Below are 25,295 nucleotides of genomic sequence, written 5' to 3'. Positions count from 1 at the left end.
ACCCGGTCGTGCTCGCGGCTGGCGCGGTCGTTGGCCGTGACCAGCACGGCGCCGGTCCGTCGCGGCAGGTCGTCGACCCAGCCGGTCCACCCGTGCCCGTCACGACCACGGCCGGGGAGGCGCTGCAGGGCCGCACGGCGGTCGGGGTCACGCTGCGGCACCCGGCCGACGACGCGGTGCTCGACGTGACCGCCGGAGTCGGCGACCAGCAGGTTGTCGACCGGCCCGACCCAGTGACCGAACGCCGTCGTCACGTCCTCGGCGGTCCGGGCTCGCAGCAGCGCGGGCAGGGCCTCGAACCCGAGATCTCCGAGGACGTAGCAGGGCGTGCGCAGGCTGAAGGCGCGGGCGTCGTCCGGTCCGCCGACGACGACCGGGCCGCGGTCGGTGACCAGCACCTCGAGCGGCTCGGCGACGAAGGAGTCGGCTCCGGTCCGGACCCGCAGCAGCTCCTCCCGGCGGGCGACCGGCTCCCAGCCGGTGCCGCCGAGCGTCACCACCCCTTCCGCGTGGCGGGCCAGCTGCTCGTCGTACACGTCCTCGTCGTCGGCGACGGCGTTGGTCACCCCCCAGGCGACCGAGCCGGCGTGCCCGAAGTGCTGGATGCCGGGAACGCCGACGAAGCTGAGGCCGGCGACGTCGAACGGGTCGTCGGGGTCGGTGCACACCAGCCGCACCTGGGCGTAGCAGCCGGGCGCCTCGAGCACCCGGTGCGGGTCGCCGGCGAGGACCGGCAGCCCGCTGGTCGTGAGCGAGCCGTCGACGACGAACGCGTTGCTGCCGCCGGGCAGGCTCTCCAGGCGGAACAGGTCGAGCCACTCCTCGCCGGCCGAGGCCGCGAGGTGGTGCCGCCAGAGCTTGCTGGGGAAGGACGAGAAGAGCAGGTGTTGGACGGCGAAGACCGCGAGCGGGGTCCACGGGTGCCAGGGCTGCGGCCGCAGGTCCGGCACCTCCTCCGGCATCCGCGCCGTCGCGAGCGTCTCGTTGACGCCCGCGACGTAGGCGTCGACGACGTCGCGGGTCGACGCGGTGAGCCGCGCATAGGCACGTCGCGCGATGTCCACGAGCAGCGCCCGCCGGGCGAGCACGTCCCACTCGCGCGCCGCCGGTCCGAAGACCTCCGCACAGGTGCCCTCGGCGCGCCGCCGCTCGACCTCGAGCTGCCAGGCGCGGTCGGCCGCGGTCACCCGGCCCTGCTCGTGGACCACCTGGAGGAGCGAGCCCGCACGGATGTGCGGGATCCCCCACCGGTCCCGGGTGAGGCTCACTCCACGTCCCCGGCGGCCGGGTTGCGCATCGTGCCCGCGAAGATCAGCGACTCCGCCTGGCCGGTCAGGTCGACCATCTGCAGGGTGTTGCGCAGCTGCAGCCGGTTGAGGCAGCTGTGCCGGAACGCGGGCCGCAGCAGGTCGTACCGGGCGGCCGCCTCGGCGAGCTCGGGGTGGTCGGCGGCGTGTTCCTCGATCGTCTCCCGCACCAGCGACCAGAACTCCGCCCCGGAGAGCACGCCGTCCTCGGCGAGGATCGCGGCGACGAACCGCAGCACGCCGTCGAAGACGTCGGTGTGGACGGCCAGCGCCTTCACGTCCTCAGGGAAGGAACCGCGGATCCGCTCCACCTCCGGTGGCAGCGGGTGGTCGCCCATCACTGCCACCTCCTCGCCGATGTCCTTCATGAACGCGCCGGTCGGCACGTGGTCCCGGAGCCGCAGCACCAGGTTCTCGCCGTGCGGCATGAACGCGAGGTCGTAGGCGTGGAGGCAGTGGACCAGGGGCCGCAGATACGCGCGCAGGTAGGCCCGGACCCAGGTCGCCGCGTCCACCGGTGACGCCTTGATCCACGCGGTCACCAGCGCGTCGCCGTCGGCGTCGCGGTGCAGCAGCGCCGCCATCGTGGTCAGCTGCTCGTCCTCGGCGACCCGGGGCACCGGGCTCTCGCGCCACAGGCCGGCGATCATCTTCCGGTACGGCGACGGGCCGGCCATCCGGTGGAAGGCGTCGCCGGTGTAGCCGATCGCCGCGAGCTCGCGCAGCACCTCGAACCCGCACTCGCGCAGCTCGGCGTCGGCGCTCACGGTCGACGCCACCCAGTCGTTGATGGCGGGGGTCGCCTCCATGTAGGCCGGCGAGAGGCCCCGGACGAAGCCCATGTTCTGGATCGCCAGCGCCGTCTTCACATAGTGCCGGTCGGGTCGGCTGGTGTTGAAGAAGGTGCGGATCGACTGCTGCGGCCGGTGCTCGTCGGCACCCTCGCCGAGGTGCACCAGGTCGCGGCGCGCCAGGTCGGGTGCGAAGGTGATGGCGAGCTTGTTGCGCCACTGCCACGGGTGGACCGGCACGAACAGGTAGTCGGCCGGGTCGAGGCCCAGACCGCGCAGTCGCGCCCGGAACCGGTCCCCGACCGGGCCGGCCAGCTCGGCGTCGTACAGCTCCTGCTCGGTGACGCCGACGCCGAGGGACAGCCGGGTGTGCGCGCGCCGGGCCGCGACCCAGTGCAGCCGGACGTCACGGCCGGCCTCGGGAGCGAACGCCTGGTAGTCGTCGAGGCCGTAGCCGATCCGCCCGTTGTTGGCCACGAACGCCGGGTGGCCCTCGGTCATCGCCGCCTCGATCTGCTGATAGTTCGCGTCGACCAGGTCGGCGACCGGGATCCGTCGGTGCCGCAGCTTCCAGGCCGCGGCGGCGAGCGTCGACGCGACCTCCTCCAGGTAGGTCGGCAGCAGCTGGTCCGGGATGCCCAGGCAGGGCGCCAGCTCCACGATCAGGTCCTGGGCGTCGGGGGCGACCGCGACGCCGTCGACCGTGCGCTCGACGGACGCCGGCTCCACCACCCAGTGCTCGAGCTCGTGCACCCGCGCCGTGAAGACGTACGACGACGGGCCGGCCGCGAGGCGCCAGCGGTCGTGGCCGCCCGGCACCGGCTCCGGCGCGACCAGTCTCTCGTGGGCGTACTCGCCGAGCGCCTTGGCCACCAGGTGTCGCTGCGCGCGGTCGAGGAGCGCCGGCGCCAGGTGGGCGCTGTCGCGGATCCCGAGCGCCGTCTCCCAGGCCTCGCGGGTGCAGACCGACAGCATCGCGGTCTTGCCCGGCACCGGCACCTCCCGCAGCTCGGTGAAGCCGGCCGCGACGTTCTTCGCGCGGATCGCGGCGTTGCGCACGTCGGGCTCGACGACGACGCGTCGGACCGCCGGGTCCTCGAAGCAGTGGGCCAGCACCGCACCGAAGACTCGGGTCGTGAACCCCGGCTCCGGGTCGCGGTCGGGCGGGGCGACCAGGACGTGCATCCCCACGTCGCCGGGCTGGAGCTCCGGCAGGCCGCCGAGCGCGGAGTGCCATGGGTCGTAGGTCTCGACGAGGAACGACGGCCGGCCGTCGACGAGTCCCAGCCGCGCGTCGTGATGGGGGTCGGCGAGGATCCGGGCGTACTCCTCGCGCACGTCGTCCGGTGCGGCGTCCTGCATCATCCAGAACACCGAGCGCGGGTGGGTGACCCACGCGTGGAGGAGCGCCAGGTCGCGGTCGAGGTCGAGCGGCTCGATGGTGATCATCGGACGACCTCCGCGAGCCGGGAGGTCGGGGAGGTCGCGCAGCGACCGTCACGGGACCCGGGCGCCCGTCGCAGGTGGTCCGGCACCCCGAAGGTCTGCACGGCGATCCGCTTCTCCACCGGATAGACCTCCCGACCGAGCATCGCCGCGATGATCACCGAGTTGCGGTAGGCGCCCATGCCGAGGTCGGGCGCCAGGAGCGAGTGGGTGTGCTCCTCGGCGTTCTGCACGAAGATCTCTCCGCCGGACACATCGACGGAGTAGTCGGCCGCGACGTCGTACCGTCCACGGGCGTCAAGCCGGATCCGGTCACGCACGCCCTCGAGGAAGGTGGGGGCGGTCGGGGCGTAGCCGGTGGCGAGCACCAAGCCTTCGGTGCGCAGGCCGAACTCCTCGCCGGTCTCGAGGTGGGTCAGGTCGAGCTCGACCGCCCCGCCGTCGCGGCGGGCCGCGCGGACCTCGGTGTTGGTGACCAGGGTGGTGCGCGGCCCGACCCCGGTCACCCGCTGGCGGTAGTGCAGGTCGAAGATCGCGTCGACCAGCTCGCTGCTGATCCCCTTGTACAGGTGCCGCTGCTCGCGCGCGAGCCGCTCGCGGGTCTCCAGCGGCAGCGCGTGGTGGTAGGCACCGTACTCGGGCGAGGTCATCTCGAGGGTGAGCTTGGTGTACTCCATCGGGAAGAACCGCGGGCTGCGCGTGAGCCAGGTCAGCTCGTAGCCGTGATCAGGCGCCTCGACCAGCAGGTCGTGGTAGATCTCCGCCGCACTCTGCCCGCTCCCGACGACGGTGATCGTGGCCTGCCGCTGCAGGGCGGCCTTGTGCTCGAGGTAGTCGGCCGAGTGCGTGACCAGCCCTCGGTCTGTGGACGGGCGTTGCGCGACCTCCTCGACCAGCGGGTCGAGGAGCGACCGCAGCGGCGCCGGCACCGACGGCGAGGTGCCGATGCCCAGCACCACCCGGCGGCCACGGAAGGCCTCGCCGGTGCCGGTGCGGACGAGGTACGACGACCCGTCGTGCTCGACCGACCTCACCTGCTGGCCGAACCGGACCGAGTCGAGCCGCTCGGCGGCCCATCGGCAGTAGTCGTCGTACTCCCGGCGGAGCGGGTAGAAGCTCTCCCGGATGTAGAAGGGGTAGAGGTTGCCGGTCTGCTTGAGGTAGCTGAGGAAGGACCACCGGGACGTGGGGTCGGCCATGGTGACCAGGTCGGCGAGGAACGGCACCTGCAGGGTGGCGTCGTCGAGCAGCATCCCGGGGTGCCAGTCGAAGCGGTCGCGGGCCTCGAGGAAGACCCCCGAGACGCCGTCGGACTCGCGCAGCGGGTCCGTTAGGCAGGCCAGGCCGAGGTTGAACGGACCGAGCCCGATCCCCACGAAGTCGTGGACGGGCGGGATGCTCATCGGGTGACCTCCAGCGGCGCGTGCTCGCCGGCCAGGCGTGCGCCGGTGGCGCGGACCAGGTCGAGCACGCCGACGATGTCGGCGGTGGTCGCCATCGGGTTGAGCAGGGTCACCTTCAGGTGCTGCACGCCGTCCACCTTCGTCGCCGCCACCATGGCGGCGCCGGACTCGTAGAGGGCGGCTCGGATGCTGTTGTTCAGCGCGGCGAGCGCCGGCTCGTCGAGCACCACATCGGTCGGCAGGTAGCGGAACACCAGGGTGCTCAGCTCCGGCGCGGCGGCGAACTGGAGGTCCGGGGCGTCCCGCAGCACGGCGTGGACGTCGGCGGCCAGGTCGATCACGGCGTCGACGTACTGGCCGAGGAGGTCGGCGCCCATGGTGCGCAGCGTGAGCCAGAGCTTGAGCGCGTCGAAGCGCCGTGTGGTCTGGAGGCTCTTGTCCACCTGGTTGGGGCTGGTCGCGTCGCGGGGGTTGAGGTAGTCCGCGTACCAGGTCGACGGTCGGAGGGACGCCCGGTCGCGCACGATGATGGCGCTGGACGACACCGGCTGGAAGAAGGTCTTGTGGAAGTCGACGGTGACCGAGTCCGCCCGGTCGATCCCACCGAGCAGCGACCGGCGCCGCGGCGAGACGAGCAGCCCGCCGCCGTACGCCGCATCGACGTGGAGCCAGGCGTCGTAGGCCCGGGCCAGGTCCGCGATGGCCGGCAGCGGGTCGATCGCGCCGAAGTCGGTCGTCCCCGCGGTGGCGACGATCGCCATCGGGCGGAGGCCGAGCGCGGTGCACGCGGCCAGGGAGCGCTCGAGCGCGGCGGGGTCCATCCGGTGGCGGGCGTCGGTCGGGACGCTCACGACGGACTCCTCGCCGAGGCCCAGCAGGCGGGCGGACTTCTGCACGGAGAAGTGCGCCTCGGCGGAGGCGAGGATCCGCAGCCGGTCGGGCGGGACCCGCTCGTGGCGGCCGCGGGCGAGCAGCAGGGCGTGCAGGTTGGACTGGCTGCCGCCGCTGGTGAAGATGCCGTCGGCCTGTTCGCCGAAGCCGATCCGGGCCGCGGTCCACTCGACCAGCCGCCGCTCGATGAACGTGCCACCGACGCTCTGGTCGAAGGTGTCCAGCGAGCTGTTGACCGCGGCGACGAACAGCTCGGCCAGCAGCGCGGGGACCACGACCGGGCAGTTCAGGTGCGCGGCGTAGGTCGGCTCGTGGAACCACACGGCGTCGTCGAGCCACAGCCGTGACATCTCCTCGAGGACCTCGTCCAGGCTGCCGAGCGGCGTCTCGAGGTCCACGGCGGCCACCCGGGCGGCGGCGTCCTCCGGACGGGCGCCGGTCGCGGGCCCGGTGACGTCGCGGAGCCGTCCGAGGAGGTGCTCGAGTCCGCCACCGATGGCCGCCGCGTAGTGCTCGGCGTGGGTGGGGTGGAATACGTGGTGCAGGGGAAGCTGGGGCACGGCGAAGGTCTCCTGATCCGAGGAAGGTAAGCCTTACCTAACCAGAGCAGGATCTGGGTGTCACCAGCGGCCCCTGTGGGGTGGGCCACATCGACCGGCCGGCTCAACGCCGTGGGAGCGGGTTCAGGGCTGGCGCAGCAGCTGGACCGCAGCGACGCCGGCAAGCACGCCGCCGCCGAGAACGAGGACCATCCCGGGGCCGGGCATCCAGCCGCCGAAGCCCACGGTGCTCACGATCCTCCACAGCTGCCAGCTCGGAAGGACGACGGCTGCCGCCGCGAGGATGCTCGCCTGCACGGCCGCCACCCGGCGCAGCGGGAGCAACGCGCCGGCCAGCCCGAGCATTGCCGCGTAGAACGTCCACACCCCAGGACCGCTCGCGCCCGGGAGATTCCCGAGCGCCGTGTGGACCCAGGGCAGGAACGAGCCGAACATCACCATCGCCACTGCCAGCCCGAGCCGCTTGCGGCCGGGATGGGCCGGGACGCGGGCGGCGGTGGTCCGGGTCGACTTGCCTGCGAGTCCGCGAAGGGCCATGACCCGACGGTAGCCGCCGTGATCGGCTTCACGCACGGCCTCCATGCCTCGCTTCCGCCGTTCACCGATCCTCGACGGCCCGCGGAACGCGACGAACGGTCGGTTCCGAACGACGAGCGGTCGGCCCAGGCCGGATCGACCGCAGAGAGCCGGCCCGAGCGCCGCTCGCCGAGCACTCCACACCGCTCGGCGCACGGTGTGACCGAAGCCACATTCTCGCCTTGACCCGACCCTCGCTCGATTGCTTGCCTCATCTGTGGCGGCCATGACGTCACGGCCACGCTCGCTTGCTGACACCGATCGGAGCAGACCATGGATGAACAGACGCGCCGGGAGTACTGGCGCCACAACCTGAGACTGATGGCGGTGCTGCTCGCCATCTGGGCGCTCGTGTCCTTCGGCGCCGGGATCTTCTTCGCCGACCTGCTGAACAACGTCGAGATCGCCGGGTTCCCGCTCGGCTTCTGGTTCGCCAACCAGGGCTCGATCTTGGTCTTCCTGGCGTTGATCGCCGTCTACGTATGGCGGATGGACAAGCTCGACGCCAGGTACGGCATCGACGAGTACGAGGAAGAGGTGCACCACTCGTGACCGATATCCAGACCTGGACGCTCGTCTTCGTCGTCCTCACCTTCGGCGTCTACATCTATGTCGCCTACGCGAGCCGGGTGTCGGACACCTCCGGCTTCTACGTCGCCGGTGGCGGCATCCCGGCACCGGCCAACGGCGCCGCGATCGCCGCGGACTGGATGAGTGCCGCATCGTTCATCTCGATGGCCGGCCTCATCGCGCTCGCCTACAACGGCTACTCCGGGTCGGCGTACCTGATGGGCTGGACCGGCGGATACGTGCTGCTGGCGATGCTGCTCGCGCCCTACCTCCGCAAGTTCGGCAAGTACACCGTGCCGGACTTCGTGGGTGATCGCTACAACGAGACAGCCCGACTGATCGCGGTGGTGTGCGCGATCGTCGTCTCGCTGACGTACGTCGTCGGCCAGATGGCGGGCGTCGGCGTGGTGTTCAGCCGGTTCCTCTCGGTGGACACCACCTATGGCGTGATGATCGGGATGGCCATCGTCCTCTTCTACGCCGTCCTGGGCGGGATGAAGGGCATCACCTGGACACAGGTCTGCCAGTACTCGGTTCTGATCGTGGCCTACCTGATCCCGGCGGTCGCCATCTCGACCAAGCTCACCGACATCCCCCTGCCGCAGATCGGCTTCGGGCAGATCCTCGACGAGCTCGAGGCCCTGCAGGCCGAGCTCGGCTTCGCCGAGTACACCGCCGCACTCACCGGCAGCGGCCAGCTCAACATGTTCCTGCTGACCGCGACGCTGATGTTCGGCACCGCGGGCCTGCCGCACGTGATCGTGCGGTTCTACACGGCCAAGAGTGTGCGGGCGGCGCGTTACTCGGCGCTGTGGGCGCTGTTCTTCATCGCACTGCTCTACACCACGGCTCCGACCGTCGCGGCCTTCTCGAAGTTCAACATCCTCGACGAGTCCAGGAACGGGTCCCTGGCTGACCAGCGCTGGTTCGACACCTGGGCCGACGCCGGCCTGATCACCGGCCTCGACGGCGGCGCGGTCACCGACCTCAACGGCAACGGAGCGATCGACTTCGCCGGGGGCAGCGGCAACGAGGTGCTGATCAACAACGACATCCTGGTCCTCGCCTCGCCCGAGATCGCGGGCCTGCCGGCTCCGATCGTGGGGCTGGTCGCAGCCGGTGCACTGGCGGCGGCGCTGTCGACCGCCTCGGGGTTGCTGCTGGTGATCTCCTCGTCGGTGGCCAACGACGTCTTCCACAAGCGGATCAACCCCCGGGCGACCGAGAAGCAGCAGCTGCTGGTGGCCCGGCTGTCCATGGTCGTGGCGGTGCTCGTCGCCGGATGGCTCGGCATCAACCCTCCCGGGTTCGCGGGCCAGGTCGTCGCCCTCGCCTTCGGTCTGGGAGCAGCCAGCTTCTTCCCGGTCCTGGTGCTCGGCATCTTCTGGAAGAAGTGCACCGCGGCAGGTGCGGCAGCCGGGATGGCCGTCGGCATCGGCATCACCATGGCGTACTTCGTGTGGACCCTGCCGACCGAGTCCGCGCCGTTCTTCCTCGGCAAGGACCCGATCCTCGACATCGCACCGGTCGGGTTCGGTGCGATCGGCATGGTCTTGAACTTCGTGGTCACGATCGTGGTCTCGCAGTTCACGGAGAAGCCGTCGCAGATCATGCAGCACCTGGTCGAGGAGGTCCGGTACCCCGGCAAGACCGACCTCGTCGCCAAGCACGCAGCCGGCGAGATCTGATCCGGACCTCGGTCGGCGGGTAGCTCCGCGTGACGACCTCTACCTCGGCGCTGTGCTTGGCCACGGCGCCGAGGTAGACGTCCGATCCCGGGTCACCTGCCGTCGCGTTCGGCAACCCCGTTTCAAGCCCTTGAGTGCGGGGTGGGGTCGCGGCCTAGTGTGAGCCGTGGCACCCCACCCGCAGCAATGACGTCGGAAGGACATGTCGTGACTGACATCGAGGAGACCCTGGCGAACCTGTCGCGGGAGGACCGCCGCTTCGAGCCGCCGGCCGACCTCGCGGCGAACGCGAACCTCAAGGCGGACGCCTACGAGGCGGCGGCCGCCGACCGCGAGGGGTTCTGGGCCGAGCAGGCCGAGCGCCTCACCTGGGCCACGAAGTGGGACCAGGTCCTCGACTGGACCAACCCGCCGTTCGCCACGTGGTTCGTCGGCGGCACGCTCAACGCGGCCTACAACTGCGTGGACCGGCACGTCGAGGCCGGACGCGGCGACAAGGTCGCCATCCACTGGGTGGGCGAGCCGGAGGGTGACACCCGCGACCTCACCTACGCCGACCTCCAGCGCGAGGTGTCCAAGGCGGCCAACGCGCTGACCGACCTCGGCGTCGCCAAGGGGGACCGGGTCGCCATCTACATGCCGATGATCCCCGAGGCGGTGGTCGCGATGCTGGCCTGCGCCCGGATCGGCGCCCCGCACACGGTGGTGTTCGGCGGGTTCTCCGCCGACGCACTGGCCTCACGGCTCGACGACTGCCAGGCCAAGGTGGTCGTCACGGCCGACGGCGGCTACCGCCGCGGCGCAGCCTCCGCCCTGAAGCCGGCGGTGGACGAGGCCCGCAGCAAGACCGACGTGGTCGAGAAGGTGCTCGTGGTCCGTCGTACGAACCAGGAGGTCGACTGGGACGACAGCGTCGACGTCTGGTGGCACGACGTCGTGGACTCGGCGTCCGAGGAGCACACGCCCGAGGCGTTCGACAGCGAGCACCCGCTCTACGTCATGTACACCTCCGGCACGACCGGCAAGCCGAAGGGCATCCTGCACACCACCGGCGGCTACCTCGTCGGCTCCTCGTACACCCACCACGCGGTGTTCGACCTGAAGCCGGAGACCGACGTCTACTGGTGCACCGCCGACATCGGCTGGGTCACCGGCCACAGCTACATCGTCTACGGGCCGCTGGCCAACGGCGCCACGCAGGTGCTCTACGAGGGCACGCCCGACCACCCCGAGCGCGGCCGCTGGTGGAAGATCATCGAGCAGTACGGCGTCACGATCTTCTATACCGCGCCCACCGCGATCCGGTCGTTCATGAAGCAGGGCCACGACGTGCCCGACACCTTCGACATGTCCTCGCTGCGGATCCTCGGCTCGGTCGGCGAGCCGATCAACCCCGAGGCCTACGTCTGGTACCGCCACGTCATCGGCGGGGACCGCACCCCGGTGGTCGACACCTGGTGGCAGACCGAGACCGGGTCCATCATGATCAGCCCGCTGCCCGGCGTCACGGCCGGCAAGCCCGGCTCGGCGATGACACCGATCCCGGGCATCGAGGCCGAGGTGGTCGACGACGAGGGCAACCCGGTGCCGAACGGCTCCGGCGGCTACCTGGTCGTCACCTCCCCCTGGCCCTCGATGCTGCGGACCATCTGGGGTGACGACGAGCGGTTCAAGGACACCTACTGGAAGCGGTTCGAGAAGCAGGGCTACTACTTCGCCGGCGACGGAGCCAAGAAAGACGACGATGGCGACATCTGGGTCCTCGGCCGGGTCGACGACGTGATGAACGTGTCCGGGCACCGGCTCTCCACCACGGAGATCGAGTCGGCCCTGGTCTCCCACCCCAAGGTCGCCGAGGCCGCGGTGGTCGGTGCGTCCGACCCCGACACCGGCCAGGCTCCGGTCGCCTACGTCATCCTCCGCGAGGAGGCCGGTGATGGCGGGGAGGGTATCGCCAAGGAGCTCTCCGACCACGTCCGCAAGGAGATCGGCCCGATCGCCAAGCCCCGGCAGATCATGATCGTGCCCGAGCTCCCCAAGACCCGCTCGGGCAAGATCATGCGGCGACTGCTGCGCGACGTCGCCGAGAAGCGCGAGGTCGGCGACACCACCACGCTGGCCGACAGCTCGATCATGGACCTGATCTCGGCGGGCCAGGCTACGTCCACCGAGGACTGAGCGCGTCGGGAGACTGAGCGCGGCGGCGCCGTACGGCGGTTGAGTGCGGCGCCGTACGTCGCTTCCGCGCGTCGGTTTACCAAGGTATGCAGCCGAACCCGCACTTCCCAGCGCGTGTACGGCACGGGAAGTGACTACTCGTCTGCATCCCTTGATGAAGCGACCTCCTCGGCACCCTCCGTGCCCCTCGCCAGCAGCAGCACGATCACACCGACGACCGCGGCCATCACCGACGCCACCAGGATGCCGACCTTCGCGTCGTCGGTGAGCGCCTGGTCGCCGGGGAAGGACAGGCCGGCGATGAACAGGGAGACCGTGAAGCCGATGCCGGCGACGGCGCCGACGCCGACCACCTGCGACCACGACATGCCGGCCGGGAGCCGGCTGAGACCGAGGCGGACGGCGAGGAAGCAGGCAAGCGCGATCCCGACCGGCTTGCCCAGGACCAGGCCGACGCCGATGCCGAGCGCCACGGTCGAGGTGAGGGCCTCGCCGAGCACGCCGCCACCGAGGTGCACGCCGGCGTTCGCGAGCGCGAAGATCGGCAGCACGACGTACGACGACACCGGGTGGAGCCGGCTCTGCAGCCGCTCCACGACCGGGACCGACTCGGCCAGCAGGAAGCGCATCCTGTGCAGCTCCTCGGCGTCCAGGTCGTGGTCCCGGAGCGCGTCGAGGGCGTACTCCTTGGCGACCGCGGGCCGGAGCAGCGCGACGGCCGGGGTGAGGAGGCCGATCGCCACGCCGGCGAGGGTCGCGTGCACGCCGGACTGGAGCATGGCGAACCAGGTGGCGACGCCGAGCACGGCGTAGACGGGGATCGACCACACGCGGATGATCCGCAGCGCCGCCATCAGCACCAGCAGGCCGACCGCCAGGGCCAGCCACTCCAGGGCGAGGTCGGCGGTGTAGAACACCGCGATCACCACGATCGCCCCGATGTCGTCCACGATCGCCAGGGTCAGCATGAAGAGCCGGGCGGTGGACGGGATCCGGCGCCCGAGCAGTCCGAGCACGCCGACCGCGAAGGCGATGTCGGTCGCCATCGGGATGCCCCACCCGGATCCGGTGTCGCCGCCGCCGGCGATCACGAGGTAGAACGCCGCCGGCACCACCATGCCGCCGAACGCGGCGATGATCGGCAGCGCGGCGGTGCGCGGGTCCCGCAGGTCGCCGTGCACCAGCTCGTACTTGATCTCGAGGCCGACCACGAAGAAGAAGATGGCCATCAGGCCGTCGTTGACCCAGTGCTGCAGCGACTCCTCGATGTGGAAGTCGCCGATGTGCAGCGCGATGTCGGTGTGCCAGACGCGGTCGTAGGCCGCCGCCCAGCCGTCGAAGGGCAGGTTGACCCAGAGCAGGGCGACGATCGTCGCCCCGAGCAGCAGGATCGAGCCGGACGACTCGACGTGGAGGAAGTCCCGTAGCGGACGCGCGACGAACTTCGCCAGCGGCTTGTCGCTCGCCGTCCAGACCGGGCCTTGACGCCACAGGTCGGAGGAGCGTCCGGGCGGGGTGGGTGCGGGCACGAAGGTCCTCCGGTGAGGTCAGCGGGCAGGGGCGAACGAGCGCCGACCAGACTTCCCGGCTCACCTGACGCTGATCCTACCGATATCGGTAAGGTCGGCTGCATGGCCATCGAACCGCTCCGCGAAGAGCCGACCATCGGGCGCCTCATCAAGGACGCGCAGTCCGACTTCTCCACGCTCCTGCGCAAGGAGATCCAGCTGGCCAAGGCGGAGCTGAAGGTCAGCGTGACTGCCGGCGGCATGGGCGCGGTGTACCTCGCCGCCGCGGCGTTCCTCCTCGTCCTGTTCGTGATCATCCTGTCGGTGGCCGCCGCGCACTTCATCCACTGGAACGGCGACGGCCTCGCCCTGCACTGGGCGTTCCTGATCGTCGCGGGGTTCTGGTTTCTGATCGCACTGCTGATGGCACTTCTCGGCATCAGGAGCTTCAAGCGGGTCAAGGCGCCCGAGCGAGCGATCGAACAGGGCCGCGAGATCCCGCGCGCACTCAAGGGACAGGCCTGATTCGGAGCGGCTGAGGGAGCGGGCGGACATGGCGAGGCAGCCCGTGGTCGCCGGCCGGGCCGAGCAGCTGCTCGGATCGGCGGTGGTCGCCACCGCGCCCGTCGCCGGCGGTGACATCTGCACCGCGGTGAAGCTCCGCCTGTCCAGTGGCCGCACGGCGCTCCTCAAGACGCTGACCGGCGCGCCGCCGCACTTCTTCGAGAGGGAGGCGGCAGGCCTGCGATGGCTGGCGGAGGCCCAGGACGCCGGCGGCGTCCCGGTGCCCGAGGTGCTGGCCGTGGACGGGGACTGCCTGATCCTCAGCTGGGTGGAGACCGGCCGCCCGGGGCCCGAGGCCGCAGGCGGTCTCGGGCGCGCGCTGGCGGTGACGCACAGCGCCGGCGCGGCGTCGTACGGCAGCGATGCCGATGGGTACGTCGGCCGGCTGCCGCTGCCGAACCGGCCGCTCGGCACGTGGGCCGAGTTCTGGGCGGAGCGGCGGATCGCGCCGTACCTCAAGGTGCTCAGGGACAAGCAGATCATGTCGGCCGAGGAGGCCGGCGCCGTGGAGGCGGCCGCCGCGAGGACCGCGGAGATCGTCCCTGACGAGCCGCCGTCCCGGCTGCACGGCGACCTCTGGAACGGCAACGTGCTGTGGACCAACGACAACCGTGCGGTGCTCATCGACCCGGCGGCGTACGGCGGGCACCGCGAGGTCGACCTCGCGATGCTGGCGCTGTTCGGGCTGCCCCAGCTGCCGCAGGTGATGGCCGCCTACGAGGAGGTCGCGCCGCTCGCCGAGGGATGGGAGGAGCGCCTGGCGTTCCACCAGCTGTTCCCGCTGCTGGTGCACGCCTGCCTCTTCGGTGGCGCGTACGGCGCCCGGGCGGCCCGGCTCGCGCAGCGGTATCTGTAGGTTTGCAGCGCCCGGGGGCCTCGGGCGGACTGGTGATCTCTCAGCCGCCGCTCAGGGCGATCGGCCATCATGGGAACGTGCCGAACCGCTCCAGCAACACTCCCCGGGTTCTCGTCGTCGACGACGACCGCGCGGTGCGTGAGTCGCTGCGCAGGTCCCTGGAGTTCAACGGGTACGACGTCCACCTGGCCGGCGACGGCGCGGAGGCCCTGGCTGGGATCGGCGCGGTGGCGCCCGACGTCGTCGTGATGGACGTGATGATGCCGAAGCTCGACGGGCTCGAGGCGACCCGCGCGCTGCGGTCGGCCGGCAACGACGTGCCGATCCTGGTGCTCACCGCACGCGACGCCGTGGGCGACCGGGTCGAGGGCCTCGATGCGGGCGCGGACGACTACCTCACCAAGCCGTTCGCGTTGGACGAGCTGCTGGCCCGGCTCCGGGCGCTGCTGCGGCGGATCGCGCCGGTGGTCGACGGGGCGGACGAGGAGGTGCTCTCCTTCTCCGATTTGACGATGAACGTCACCACCCGCGAGGTGACCCGTGGCGCCCGGCTGATCGAGCTGACCCGCACGGAGTTCACGCTCCTGGAGATGTTCCTGCGGCGGCCGCGGCGCGTGCTGGACCGCAGCTTCATCCTCGAGGAGGTGTGGGGCTACGACTTCCCGACGACGGCGAACTCTCTCGAGGTCTACGTGGGGTACCTGCGTCGCAAGACCGAGGCGGAAGGTGAGCCGCGACTGATCCACACGGTGCGCGGCATCGGCTATGTCCTGAAGGAAGGATGAGCGTCTGGGGGCTCGCGGTCGGCCCCGGCTCCGGCGGCCGCTGGCACTACCGGCGCTCGCTCGCCAGCAGGGTGATCCTGCTGACCACGATCGCGGTGGGCCTGTCCGTGGCGCTGGTGGCCTTCGGCGCGTACATCACCGCCCGGGTGCAGATGCAGAACGCGCTCGACGACTCCCTCCTCGACCGCGCCAACAAGGCGGCCCGCTCCAACACCCTGCTCGAGGCGTCGTCGGCGGGCATCCCGCCGTGGGCGCTGGGTGCCGCGGACGTGCGGATCGCCTTCCTCGACTTCGAGGGCACGCCGGTGATCCTGGATCGCGGGCCGTCGATCGAGCTCGGTGGTCCGGAGCTGCGGGTGGCGCAGGGACGAGCCGACTACAGCCTGCGCACGCTCACGATCGCGGGTCACCGCTACCGGGTCGTCGCGGTGCCGACGCAGCAGCGCGGAATCGCCCTGATCATCGCCCAGCCGTTGGAGGATCAGGACCGGACCCTGTCCAGACTGGGGTGGGTGACGGTGGCCTTCGGGATCTTCGGTGTGCTCGCGGCGGCGCTCGCCGGTTGGGCGGTCGCGAGCAACGGCCTGCGGCCGGTACGGCGCCTGACCGACGCCGTGGAGGACATCGCGCGCACGGAGGACCTGACACCGCTTCCGGTGGAGGGCGGGGACGAGGTGGCGCGCCTGGCCACGGCGTTCAACCACATGCTGACCGCGCTGGACGCCTCCCGCACCCGCCAGCGGCAGCTCGTCGCCGACGCGAGCCACGAGCTGCGCACACCGCTGACGGCGCTGCGCACCAACATCGACCTGCTCACGATGAGCGCTCGCAACGACCCCGCGCTCGCCAGCCTGCCGCCCGAGGCCCGGGCCGAGCTGCTCGACGACGTGCAGGCCCAGATCGAGGAGCTGACCACGCTGATCGGCGACCTCACCGAGCTCGCCCGCGACGAGCCGATGCCGGTGCAGGTGGAGCGGGTCGACCTGGCCGAGGTGGTCGACCACGCCGTGCAGCGGGTCCGGCGCCGGGCCCCGGGGCTGACCTTCGAGGTGTTCACGCGACCATGGTGGGTGGTGGGTGAGGCGGTTGAGCTCGAGCGCGCGGTGACCAACCTGCTCGACAACGCCGCGAAGTGGAGTCCTGAAGGAGGACAGGTGACAGTGCGACTGAGCGACGGGGTGCTGACCGTCGACGACCAGGGGCCGGGCATCGCCGAGGCGCACCGGGCCCGGATCTTCGACCGGTTCTGGCGCTCCCCCGACGCCCGCACCATGCCCGGTTCCGGGCTGGGCCTGGCCATCGTCCGCCAGGTCGCCGAGCGCCACTCCGGCTCGGTCGAGGCGACCGACAACGCCAGTGGCGGCGCCCGGCTGGTGCTGCGGATCCCGGGACGGGAGAGCGCGCATGCCTGACGCGAAGGGGCGCGGTGTGCGCCGCGAAGGGGCGCGGTGTACGCCGCGAAGGGGCACGGTTCGTCGTACGCGATGGGCGGCCGCCGCCGTCCTGCCCGCTCTGGTGCTGACCGCGTGCGGCGAGGACGAGGTCGGCGCCAAACCGGAGCTGCCGACCGAGCCGCCCGCGCTCTGGAACCCTTGCGACGCGCTCGACGCGAGCTTCGTCGAGAAGCACTTCGGCGCCACGACCACCGAGCACGACGGCACTCCCCAGGCTCCCGAATGCCGGTTCGCCCCTGCGAAGGAGAGCGGACAGCCGGTGGTCACCGCCAACTACCAGCTCTTCCGCGGCAGCCTCGAGGAGTTCTGGCACGCCATGGGACAGGCGCCGGACGCCGACGTGCGCACGCCGACCATCAAGGGCGCCGACGCCGCCCGCATCGTGGTCGCGGTCGAGAAGAAGCAGCTCTACGTCACCGGCTTCGTCCAGAACGGCGACCTCTACGAGGTGGTCAACGTCGTCGACCCCGCGCCGTACGACGAGGCGCGGGTCGTGCGCGCCACCGAGGCCACGCTCGCCCGACTCTCGGCCCACGCAGACGCGGCGCGCGCCGGGGAGCAGACACCGAGCGCCGGCTGACCGAAGACCCTCACGCGCAGGCCAGATCGGTTCGGGGCCAGGCCTCGACGTCGGCGGGCCGGCCCACGTAGGCACGGTCCCCGCCCGGGGACAGCCACAGTCGGTCGTCCTCGCGGCTGAAGCCGGTGTCGACCGCGTCCTCCGGGAGCGGCATCGAGGCGACGTACTCGGCGTCCAGCCATTCCCGGAGATCCGGCAGCGGGTCACGGACGTAGGTCCGGTCCCGTCCGACCGAGAGGAAGGTCATCGACTGCCAGTCGCAGTGCTCCGGCCCGGGTTGGGAGACGACCCTCGTCGTCAGGACCGGCTGGCCGTCCGGCCCGGTCCAGATCTCGGTGCCGAAATGGCTCTCGGCCAGCTCCGGGGGAAACTCCGAGAGGTCACAGATCGCGGACGACTCCAGGTACCAGCCGTCGCCACCCGCGCCCTCCGTGGCGTGGCCGTCCCGGACCACCAGTGCGGCCGTGGTGCGGCCATCGCCGACGTGGGTGAAGAGGACCCGGCCGTCCTCGGCCGCGGCGACCCTGAGCGGCAGGTCGGGCAGGTCCAGGAAGAGGCCCTCGGACATCGCGGTCCTCACGGCCCCGTCCGGGCTGTCGCTGGTCGCGCCCTCGCCGTACACCTCGCCGGTGTGGAACCGGCCCGATCCCGGCCGGTGCCGGCATTCGACCACCTCGCCCGCCGCTCCGTACCGGGCGTCCGGCACGTACAGGGGACCGTCGTAGGGCTCGGCCGCGGTCGGGAGCTGCGACGGCCCCTCCGAGGCCACGTCGGTAGCACTCCCGCACCCGCCCACGAGCACGGCCGTCACCGCGGTCGCGACCGTCACCGCTGTCATCCCCCGCAGGGTCGTCGTGCGCATCTGGCTCCTCGTGTCGTGGTGACACGTAGACGTAAGGACCGGTCGGGCGGTTCCATGGAGCACCGGCAGCACCCCGACTGCCTCAACCGCGAGCGAGCTTGACAGCGATCAGGATCATCGTCGCCGCGATCAGGGCCTCCAGCACCTGCCAGCTGCGCGGGCGCGAGAACACCGGGCCGAGCACCCGTGCGCCGAAGCCCAGTCCGCTGAACCACGCGACGCTGGCCAGCGCCGCGCCGATCGCGAACCACCACCGTCCGTCCAGCACGTCGCTGGCATGGGTGTCGTGCGTCGCCGCGATGGACCCGATCAGCAGGACGGTGTCGAGGTAGACGTGCGGGTTGAGCCAGGTGAGGGCCACCGCTCGGCCGACGACCGTACGACGCCCCTCCGCGCGTGCTGCCGCCGCTCCGCCCGCGTGGAGGGCCTCCGCTCGGAACGCCCGCCGCAGCGAGCCGGCGGCGTACCACAGCAGGAAGGCGACACCCAGCCAGCGGACGACGTCGACGACCCACCCCGCGCGGTCCACGATCGCTCCGATGCCGCTGACCCCGGCCGCGATGAGCACGACGTCGGAGAGGGCGCAGACCGCCACGACGGCCGCGACGTGGTGCCGGGCGAGCCCCTGCCGAAGGACGTAGGCGTTCTGCGCGCCGATGGCGACGATGAGTGATCCCCCGGTCAGGAACCCGGCGAGCGTCGAGGTGAGCACCCGAGGGACGCTACGTCCTCCCGGTACTGAAGCCCAGCGAATGATTCTTCAGACACTGAAGTTGTGCTTAACTGCGTCCGGTGCACCTCGACCCCGCCCAGCTGGAGACCCTGCTCGTGATCGCCGAGGAGGGCTCGTTCGACGCGGCCGCCGCACGCCTGCACGTGACGCCGAGCGCAATCAGCCAGCGGGTCCGGGCGCTCGAGCGGTCGGCCGGGCAGGTGCTCGTCCGGCGGACGTCTCCGACGGAGATCACCGCGGCCGGAGCGCCGCTGCTGCGGCTGGGGCGGCAGCTCCGCCTGCTGGCGACGGAGACCGCGCGAGCTGGGCAGCACGGCGGTGCTGGAGCTCGCGGTGGCCGTCAACGCAGACTCGCTGGCGACCTGGTTCCGGCCGGTCCTCACCTCGGTCGCCGAGGGGCCGGCGACCGCGCTGCGGCTCTTCGTGGAGGACGAGACACTGTCGCACGACCTGCTCCGCCGCGGCGAGGTGCTGGCCGCCGTCACCAGCGAGCCGCAGCCGGTCCAGGGCTGCTCGGTCGAGCCGCTCGGCACCCTGCGCTACGTCCCCGCAGCGGCGCCGGGGCTGGTCGACCGGCACCGACGCGGCAGGGGCATGGACTGGTCGGCCGCGCCGACCGTGGTGTTCAACGAGAAGGACCGGCTCCAGGACCGCGTCCTCGCCGCGCACGGCGTCGGCCGGCCGCCCGTGGTCCACCGGGTGCCCAGCTCGGCCGACTTCCTCGAGGCCGTGCGCCTGGGCCTCGGCTGGGCGGCGATCCCCGAGCCCCAGTTCGGCCCGTGCACCGCGACCGGCGAGCTGGTTCGGCTTCCCGGGTCGACGACCCTCGGTGTGGCGCTGTACTGGCAGCGCTGGCGCCTCGAGAGCCCTGCCCTCGACACCCTCAGCGTCGCCGTGCGCGAGGCCGCAGCCCGGTCCCTGCGCGCGAGGCGGGCGCGCACGGTCAGCGACTGATCGCCTGCAGCAGCCGGGCGGCCTTCCACCGGGTCTCGTCGTACTCCTCGACCAGGTCGCTGGCGACCGTGATCCCACCGCCGGTGCCCAGGACGTAGCCCGTCCCGTCGGAGACCAGGGTCCGGATGATCACGCCGAGGTCGGCCCGGCCGTCGCCCGAGATCCAGCCGAAGGCGCCGCTGTAGGCACCCCGGGGCGTCCCCTCGACCTCCGCGATGATCTCCATTGTCCGCAGCTTCGGCGCTCCGGTCATCGAGCCGGCGGGGAACAGCGCACGAAGCGCGCCGACCGTGGTCACGCCCTCGCGCAGCCGGCCGCGGACGGTCGAGACGAGCTGGTGCACCGACGCGTACGGCTCGACCTCCATCAGCACCGGCACCTCGACCGTGCCCACGTCGCACACCATCGCCAGGTCGTTGCGGAGCAGGTCGACGATCATCAGGTTCTCCGAGCGGAACTTCGGGTCCCCCGCGAGGTGGTCGCGGGCGGCCGCGTCCTCCTCCGGGGTGCTGCCCCGAAGGGTGGTGCCCTTGATCGGCTTGGTCTCGAGGATCCGGTCGTCGGTGACCAGCGCGTAGCGCTCGGGCGAGGAGCTCAGCAGCCAGGCGCGGGCACCGCCCACGTCGTGCTGGAGGAAGCCGGCGTACGGCGCCGGGTTGATCGCGCGGAGCCGGAGGTAGGCGTCGAGGGGGTCGACGGGGCTGGTCGCGCGGGTGCGGTAGGTGAGGTTGACCTCGTAGGAGTTGCCGGCGTGGAGGTGCTGCTGGACGGTTGCGAAGGCTTTCGCGTAGTCGTCGGGTACGCCCTCCGGCGTGTCGAGCGGTGTCGAGGGCCAGGCGGGCCCGCCGGTCGCAGAGCCGAAGTCCGCCCCGGCCCTGATCGGGTAGGCAGAGCGCACCTCAGACATGGGCCGGGGCGGCCCTTCGGATGCTCCCGTCAAACCCGCCTGGCCCTCGACCTCGCTGGATACGCCGCTCGGCCGGTCGGGCGGGGTGGCCGCGGTGAGGGCGGGGTGGTCGTACTCGCGGATGTGGGTGGGGCGGAGCCAGACGGCGTCGGGGAGGTCGGGGTCGGCGGCTGCGGGGAGGTCGGGGCGGGCGGCGTAGCCGAAGTAGCCGAACCACTGGTCGGTGGGGTGGCCGGCGTCGAGCTCGCGCTCGAGGACCACGAACGGGTCGTCGCCGACGACGACGGAGCGCCCGCCGGCGTGGCGGGTGACCTCGCGGCGGGTGGCGTCGTAGGAGATCGAGACGTCGTCGTCCTCGAGCCAGCCGATGAGGGACCGCCGGCGGGACCAGGCGCGGGCGCCGCCGCCGTCGAGCCACACGCAGCGGGCGTGCCGAGCCTGGACGTGTGCGAAGGCCTCAGCCGGATCCCCCTGGGTCACCACGGCGACCAGCCTCCCATGCCGCCGGGTCAGCGGGCAGCGGCGAGGAAGTTGCGGACAAGCCGCGCGCCGTGCTCGGTGAGGATCGACTCCGGGTGGAACTGCACACCCATGACCGGCAGCCGCAGGTGCGCGACCGCCATGGTCAGGCCGGACTCCTCGTCGACCGCGGTCGCCCGCAGCACGTCGGGCAGCTCGAGCGCGGCCAGGGAGTGGTAGCGGATCGCGCTGAACGGATCCGGGACACCGGCGAAGAGGCCCTCGCCGTCGTGGCTGACGGTGGCGGTGATCCCGTGCCCGGGAGGCACCCGGTCCACCACGCCGCCGTACGTCGTCACCATGCCCTGCATGCCGAGGCAGACGCCGAGCACCGGCCGGCTGCCGGCCAGCAGCACCTCCCGCCCGACGGCGAAGTCCCGCACCTCGCCCGGGTGACCGGGGCCCGGCGAGAGGACGACGTACTCGTGCCGCAGCACGTCGTCCGGGTCGACGTCGTCGTGCTGCACGACGGTCGGCAGGGCACCGGTCACGCCGGCGATCAGGTGGACCAGGTTCCACGTGTAGGAGTCGTGGTGGTCGACCACCACGACGTCCGGCGCACGCATCAGGAGTTCACTTCGGCAGGAGTACGGCGGAGACCAGGTCGTGCACGACGTCGAAGCCGCGCTCGGTGAGGATCGACTCCGCGTGGAACTGGACGCCGCGGTAGTGCGGGCCGGCCAGCGCGTGCACGTCGTTGCTCTCGGGGTCGGTGTCGATCGTGACGCCCGCGGGCAGCTCGGTGTCCGCATCCGGCCGACCCACGAACGTGTTGTAGAACCCGACCTTCTCGGGACGACCGCCGAGCACCACGTCTGCCTGCGTGCCCTGGAAGACGATGTCCTTGTAGGCGAGCGGGATCCCGAGCTGGTGGCACAGCGCCTGGTGGCCCAGGCACACGGCGAGGAACGGTCGCTCGTCCGCCAGCAGTGAGGCCACGGCCGCCCGCAGCTTCGCCATCTTGGGGTCGGCGTCGTCGCGTGGGTCACCTGGGCCGGGGCCGACGATGACCAGGTCGTAGCCCTCGAGGTCGCCGTAGCCCGCGTAGTCGGCATGCCGGACGACGGCGCTGGACATGCCCATCCGCGCCAGCATGTGACGCAGCATGTTCACGAAGTCGTCCTCGCCGTCGAGGATGACAGCGGTCTTGCCCGCGAGGCGCGGGTCCGGTGGGGTCCCCGCCTGGTCGGCGAGCCAGAACCCGGAGAGCCGGCTGTTGCGGCTGTTGAGCGCGATCAGCACCTCCTCGTCGGCGACCAGCGCGGTGACGTCGGCGGTCGGCGTGGGTGCCGGGGGCACCAGGCCGAAGGCGGACAGGATGCCGCCGGCCTTCGCGTGGGTCTCGGCCACCTCGTACGCCGGGTCGGAGTCGCGGACCAGGGTCGCGCCGGCGGTCACCCTCAGCCGGCCGTCCAGATCGACGTCGGCGGTACGGATCACGATCGGGCTGTCGACGACCGGCTCGCCGGCACCGTCGCGGCCGAACAGCGCGAGCGCGGCGCCGTAGTAGCCACGACCCTCGGCCTCGTACTGCCTGATCAGCCGGCACGCGTTCTCCACCGGGGAGCCGGTCACTGTGGCGGCGTACATCGTGTCGCGAAGCACCTCCCGCACGTCGCGGGTGGTCCGGCCGGCGAGGAGGTACTCGGTGTGGACCAGGTGGGTCATCGGCTTGAGGAACGGCCCGAGCACCTGGCCGCCCTCGGTGCAGATGTCGCACATCATCTTGAGCTCCTCGTCGACGACCATGAAGAGCTCGTAGATCTCCTTCTCGTCGCGCAGGAACTCACGAAGCCGCGCCTCGGTGCCGCGGTCGTCGCCGGCGGGCGGGCGCAGGTGGAAGGTGCCGGAGATCGGGTTCATCCGGACGTCGCCGCCGTGCACGCTGACGTGGCGCTCGGGGCTCGCGCCGATGAGGTAGCGGTCGCCGGTGAAGAAGAGGAAGGTCCAGTAGGCCCCGCGCTCGCGCTCCAGCAGCCGGCGGTAGACGGTCAGCGCCTTCTCGGCGGACCAGTCGGCGACCACCGCGCGGTAGTTGCGCCCGATGACGAGGTTGGCGCCCTCACCCTGGCCGATCTCCTCGTCGATGATCGACGCGACGATCTTGGCGTACTCGTCGTCGTCGGTCTCGAAACCGCCACGGTCGGCGAACTCGATGCCGGTGTCGTCGATCGCCGCGACCACGTCGGAGACGGAGAACTCGTGCTCCTCCTCGACGTCGACGACGACCAGCGGCGTGCCGTCGTCGTGCGCCTCGAACCCGCGCTCCGCGACCTGACGGAAGGGTACGGCGACCAGCCGGTCGCACGTCCTCCCCGGCTCCGGCACGCCCTGCTCGAGCGGGATGTCCAGGATCGAGTCCGCGACCCAGCGCCTGCCGCCCAGCACGCCCACGGTGTCGCGGTCGCCTGCCCGGGTCGAGCGCCGGATGATCGCCCACGCCCCGTGCCCCTGGACGGCCGCGATGGCTTCCCGGGCGGTGAGGGCGGTGTCAGTCATGGCGAAAGCCTAGGCGTCGAGGGGCAGGACGGCTCACCGTGATCCGTCGCTCGGACCACGGGGGTCACCGGGTGGGGCCGGAATCCGACTCCGCGGCGGCCACCATCAGCTCGGCCTGCTCGATGAACGCGGCTCGCTGCTCGGGGTCGCCGAGCGGGTCCACGGAGGTCACCGGCTGAACGCGGCGTAGAGCATCCGGTGGTGCCGGCCCGGCCAAACGGCGGTCCAGTCCTCGCCCACCCACGGGTTCACGGTGACGGACACGGCGTCCTCGGAGTACTGGTTGATGTCATCGGCGACCTCCTCCAGCAGGGTCGTGATGGTGTTGTCGGGGTGCCGTAGTGCCACGTGGAGGACGGCGGTCTCGTGCTCGGCGTCGACCTCGACGGAGATCGCCGCCATGGACGGCGTGATCGCGCCGATGAGGGCCTGGACCCCGGCGAGGACCACCGTGTTCTCGAGCTGTAGCTGCTTGTTCACTGCTCATCCCTTCGTCGGGCTGGTCGACGTACCCCGCGCCCGGGTTGTTGTTGTACCCCCTGACTCCGTCGTAGCGGACGATCGGGTGTCCGTGTCGGTCGTACCCCGGTCAGACGCCGAGGGCGACGAAGGCGGCAGCCGTGCCGGCGGAGACCGAGTCGTCCGCGGCCTCCTGGCGGGCCTCGTAGAGCGCGGTCGCCGGGTCGAGACCGCGCGCGAGTGCGTCGTGGACGCCGACCATCAGGTCGGCGGTGGCCGCGTCGTTGACCTCTCCGACGCTGCTGACGAGACCGACCGTGCCGATGGACAGGAGCGCGGCGGTGAGGCCGAGCAGCTCCTCCGCCCCCACCGGTGCGAGGACGCCGGACTCACAGGCCGACAGGACGACCCGGTACGGCGCGGTCCGCAGTCGCTCGAGGTCGTGGACGGTCAGCGGTCCGTCGGCCAGGTCGAGCGCTGAGAACAGCGGGCTGTCGGCGCGGAACCGGCCGTGGGCTGCGACGTGGGCGAGGTCGGCGCCGTCGAGGTGCCGCAGCACGTTCTCGACGGTCGCGTCCGCCTGCTCCAGGAGTACGGCGTCCGCGTGGCGCCGAGCCAGGACCGGGACCTCGGCGCCGCCGGTGTGGAGACCGGGACCGGCGACCAGGACCGTGCGGTGCCCCTTCGACCGAGCGGTGTTCCGCGCGCGCAGCCACTGGCCGGCGCTCGGGACCACGGTGAAGGGCCGGTCGTGGAGCATCGGGAGCAGCGACCAGGCGAGACCGTGCAGGCGGGCGGTCGGCGCAAGGACCACCGGACCGTCCGGGATCAGCCGGGCCGCGTCCCCGAGGATCGCTGCCTGGAGCCGACTGCCGACGTCGGCGGTGGACGTCGGGCGGCCGCGGGACGCGCGGCGCAGCAGCATCGCCGCCGGGCCGAGCAGGTCGCCGACGTCGCTTGTGGTGCCGGCAACGCGATGCCGGACCTTGCCGTCGTGGACGACCAGGACGTGGAGGCGGCCGTCGACGTCGACCAGCTCGACCAGGCAGCCGTCACCGACGGTGTCGACGATCTCCTCGACGGCTGGCGGTCGCTGCTGCTGGGCCGTCGACGCCGACAACGTGTGGTGCTCGGAGCGGACCGCCCGCTCCAGGCGCACGCGCTCCCGCTCGAGCCCCTCGGTCGGCTCGCCGGCCTGGCGCGCC

The 25,295-nt window shown here is 71.7% G+C and carries 22 protein-coding genes and 1 pseudogene; 10 read left to right on the top strand and 13 right to left on the bottom strand.

All coding sequences use genetic code 11. From position 1 onward, the window contains the following. From E7Z54_RS04830 to E7Z54_RS04810, 5 genes are all read right to left on the bottom strand, one after another. A partial coding sequence (locus E7Z54_RS04830; RefSeq protein WP_136431884.1) for a penicillin acylase family protein occupies positions 1–1,268 on the bottom strand: 1,268 nt, incomplete at its 3' end. Then, on the bottom strand, positions 1,265–3,547 hold the full coding sequence (locus E7Z54_RS04825) for a GNAT family N-acetyltransferase (protein WP_136431883.1): 2,283 nt from the start codon (positions 3,545–3,547) through the stop codon (positions 1,265–1,267). The genes E7Z54_RS04830 and E7Z54_RS04825, both read right to left, overlap by 4 nt. Continuing rightward, positions 3,544–4,947: a lysine N(6)-hydroxylase/L-ornithine N(5)-oxygenase family protein gene (locus E7Z54_RS04820; RefSeq protein ID WP_136431882.1), complete on the bottom strand. Its 1,404-nt coding sequence runs from the start codon at positions 4,945–4,947 to the stop codon at positions 3,544–3,546. The genes E7Z54_RS04825 and E7Z54_RS04820 overlap by 4 nt, the downstream gene beginning before the upstream one ends. Beyond that, positions 4,944–6,398 (bottom strand): pyridoxal phosphate-dependent decarboxylase family protein, encoded by a 1,455-nt coding sequence (locus E7Z54_RS04815; RefSeq protein WP_206056015.1) that lies wholly within the window; start codon positions 6,396–6,398, stop codon positions 4,944–4,946. The genes E7Z54_RS04820 and E7Z54_RS04815 overlap by 4 nt, the downstream gene beginning before the upstream one ends. 123 nt (positions 6,399–6,521) lie before the next feature. Then, positions 6,522–6,935, bottom strand: coding sequence for a hypothetical protein (locus tag E7Z54_RS04810; protein ID WP_136431881.1), 414 nt, complete (start codon positions 6,933–6,935; stop codon positions 6,522–6,524). Positions 6,936–7,247: 312 nt separating this feature from the next. Here E7Z54_RS04810 and E7Z54_RS04805 point away from each other — a divergent pair, with 312 nt between their 5' ends. The 3 genes from E7Z54_RS04805 to acs all read left to right on the top strand — a co-directional run bounded on the left by E7Z54_RS04805 (position 7,248) and on the right by acs (position 11,410). Then, a complete protein-coding gene (locus E7Z54_RS04805; RefSeq protein WP_136431880.1) occupies positions 7,248–7,526 on the top strand; it encodes a DUF4212 domain-containing protein in 279 nt (92 codons plus the stop codon). Continuing rightward, on the top strand, positions 7,523–9,232 hold the full coding sequence (locus E7Z54_RS04800) for a sodium:solute symporter family protein (RefSeq protein ID WP_136431879.1): 1,710 nt from the start codon (positions 7,523–7,525) through the stop codon (positions 9,230–9,232). The genes E7Z54_RS04805 and E7Z54_RS04800 overlap by 4 nt, the downstream gene beginning before the upstream one ends. A gap of 207 nt (positions 9,233–9,439) precedes the next feature. Beyond that, positions 9,440–11,410: an acetate--CoA ligase gene (gene acs, locus E7Z54_RS04795; protein ID WP_378527039.1), complete on the top strand. Its 1,971-nt coding sequence runs from the start codon at positions 9,440–9,442 to the stop codon at positions 11,408–11,410. A gap of 134 nt (positions 11,411–11,544) precedes the next feature. Here the strand turns inward: acs and nhaA are convergent, their stop codons facing one another. Next, positions 11,545–12,939 carry a Na+/H+ antiporter NhaA gene (gene nhaA / locus E7Z54_RS04790; RefSeq protein ID WP_206056014.1) on the bottom strand — a complete coding sequence of 465 codons (1,395 nt, stop codon included), beginning with the start codon at positions 12,937–12,939 and terminating at the stop codon, positions 11,545–11,547. A 102-nt stretch (positions 12,940–13,041) separates the two neighbouring features. Here nhaA and E7Z54_RS04785 point away from each other — a divergent pair, with 102 nt between their 5' ends. From E7Z54_RS04785 to E7Z54_RS04765, 5 genes are all read left to right on the top strand, one after another. Further along, the gene (locus tag E7Z54_RS04785) at positions 13,042–13,443 is read left to right on the top strand and encodes a phage holin family protein (RefSeq protein ID WP_136431877.1); all 402 of its coding nucleotides are present in this window, start codon (positions 13,042–13,044) and stop codon (positions 13,441–13,443) included. 28 nt (positions 13,444–13,471) lie between these two features. Beyond that, positions 13,472–14,338 carry a fructosamine kinase family protein gene (locus E7Z54_RS04780; RefSeq protein ID WP_136431876.1) on the top strand — a complete coding sequence of 289 codons (867 nt, stop codon included), beginning with the start codon at positions 13,472–13,474 and terminating at the stop codon, positions 14,336–14,338. 77 nt (positions 14,339–14,415) lie between these two features. Beyond that, positions 14,416–15,123, top strand: a complete 708-nt coding sequence (locus tag E7Z54_RS04775; protein WP_136431875.1) for a response regulator transcription factor — start codon at positions 14,416–14,418, stop codon at positions 15,121–15,123. Beyond that, the gene (locus E7Z54_RS04770; RefSeq protein WP_136431874.1) at positions 15,120–16,535 is read left to right on the top strand and encodes a sensor histidine kinase; all 1,416 of its coding nucleotides are present in this window, start codon (positions 15,120–15,122) and stop codon (positions 16,533–16,535) included. Before E7Z54_RS04775 ends, E7Z54_RS04770 begins: the two co-directional genes overlap by 4 nt. Continuing rightward, positions 16,528–17,157, top strand: coding sequence for a hypothetical protein (locus E7Z54_RS04765; protein ID WP_136431873.1), 630 nt, complete (start codon positions 16,528–16,530; stop codon positions 17,155–17,157). The genes E7Z54_RS04770 and E7Z54_RS04765 overlap by 8 nt, the downstream gene beginning before the upstream one ends. 10 nt (positions 17,158–17,167) lie before the next feature. Here the strand turns inward: E7Z54_RS04765 and E7Z54_RS04760 are convergent, their stop codons facing one another. Together E7Z54_RS04760 and E7Z54_RS04755 are read right to left on the bottom strand one after the other, a co-directional pair. Continuing rightward, the gene (locus E7Z54_RS04760; RefSeq protein ID WP_136431872.1) at positions 17,168–18,019 is read right to left on the bottom strand and encodes a hypothetical protein; all 852 of its coding nucleotides are present in this window, start codon (positions 18,017–18,019) and stop codon (positions 17,168–17,170) included. Positions 18,020–18,101: 82 nt separating this feature from the next. After that, positions 18,102–18,731, bottom strand: a complete 630-nt coding sequence (locus tag E7Z54_RS04755) for a LysE/ArgO family amino acid transporter (RefSeq protein ID WP_136431871.1) — start codon at positions 18,729–18,731, stop codon at positions 18,102–18,104. 80 nt (positions 18,732–18,811) lie between these two features. Between E7Z54_RS04755 and E7Z54_RS24335 the strand changes: the two are divergent. Together E7Z54_RS24335 and E7Z54_RS04750 are read left to right on the top strand one after the other, a co-directional pair. Then, positions 18,812–18,937, top strand: a pseudogene (locus E7Z54_RS24335) (LysR family transcriptional regulator); the annotation flags it as partial. A 148-nt stretch (positions 18,938–19,085) separates the two neighbouring features. Continuing rightward, positions 19,086–19,706 carry an ArgP/LysG family DNA-binding transcriptional regulator gene (locus E7Z54_RS04750; protein ID WP_206056013.1) on the top strand — a complete coding sequence of 207 codons (621 nt, stop codon included), beginning with the start codon at positions 19,086–19,088 and terminating at the stop codon, positions 19,704–19,706. Here the strand turns inward: E7Z54_RS04750 and E7Z54_RS04745 are convergent. The 5 genes from E7Z54_RS04745 to E7Z54_RS04725 all read right to left on the bottom strand — a co-directional run. Next, positions 19,696–21,096 (bottom strand): anthranilate synthase component I family protein, encoded by a 1,401-nt coding sequence (locus tag E7Z54_RS04745; RefSeq protein ID WP_240769518.1) that lies wholly within the window; start codon positions 21,094–21,096, stop codon positions 19,696–19,698. The genes E7Z54_RS04750 and E7Z54_RS04745 overlap by 11 nt on opposite strands. 26 nt (positions 21,097–21,122) lie before the next feature. Then, the gene (locus E7Z54_RS04740) at positions 21,123–21,698 is read right to left on the bottom strand and encodes an anthranilate synthase component II (protein WP_136431870.1); all 576 of its coding nucleotides are present in this window, start codon (positions 21,696–21,698) and stop codon (positions 21,123–21,125) included. Between the two features lie 7 nt (positions 21,699–21,705). After that, positions 21,706–23,631: an anthranilate synthase family protein gene (locus E7Z54_RS04735; RefSeq protein WP_136431869.1), complete on the bottom strand. Its 1,926-nt coding sequence runs from the start codon at positions 23,629–23,631 to the stop codon at positions 21,706–21,708. 168 nt (positions 23,632–23,799) lie between these two features. Beyond that, on the bottom strand, positions 23,800–24,111 hold the full coding sequence (locus tag E7Z54_RS04730) for a hypothetical protein (protein WP_136431868.1): 312 nt from the start codon (positions 24,109–24,111) through the stop codon (positions 23,800–23,802). A gap of 109 nt (positions 24,112–24,220) precedes the next feature. Next, the coding region (locus tag E7Z54_RS04725; RefSeq protein WP_136431867.1) for a CHAT domain-containing protein at positions 24,221–25,295 on the bottom strand (1,075 nt) is incomplete at its 5' end.

Origin of the sequence: Nocardioides sp., from assembly GCF_004803405.1 — a bacterium.
GTDB lineage: Bacteria > Actinomycetota > Actinomycetes > Propionibacteriales > Nocardioidaceae > Nocardioides > Nocardioides vastitatis.
Note: the sequence above shows the minus strand (reverse complement) of the source record. Positions and strands in the feature narration are given on the sequence as shown.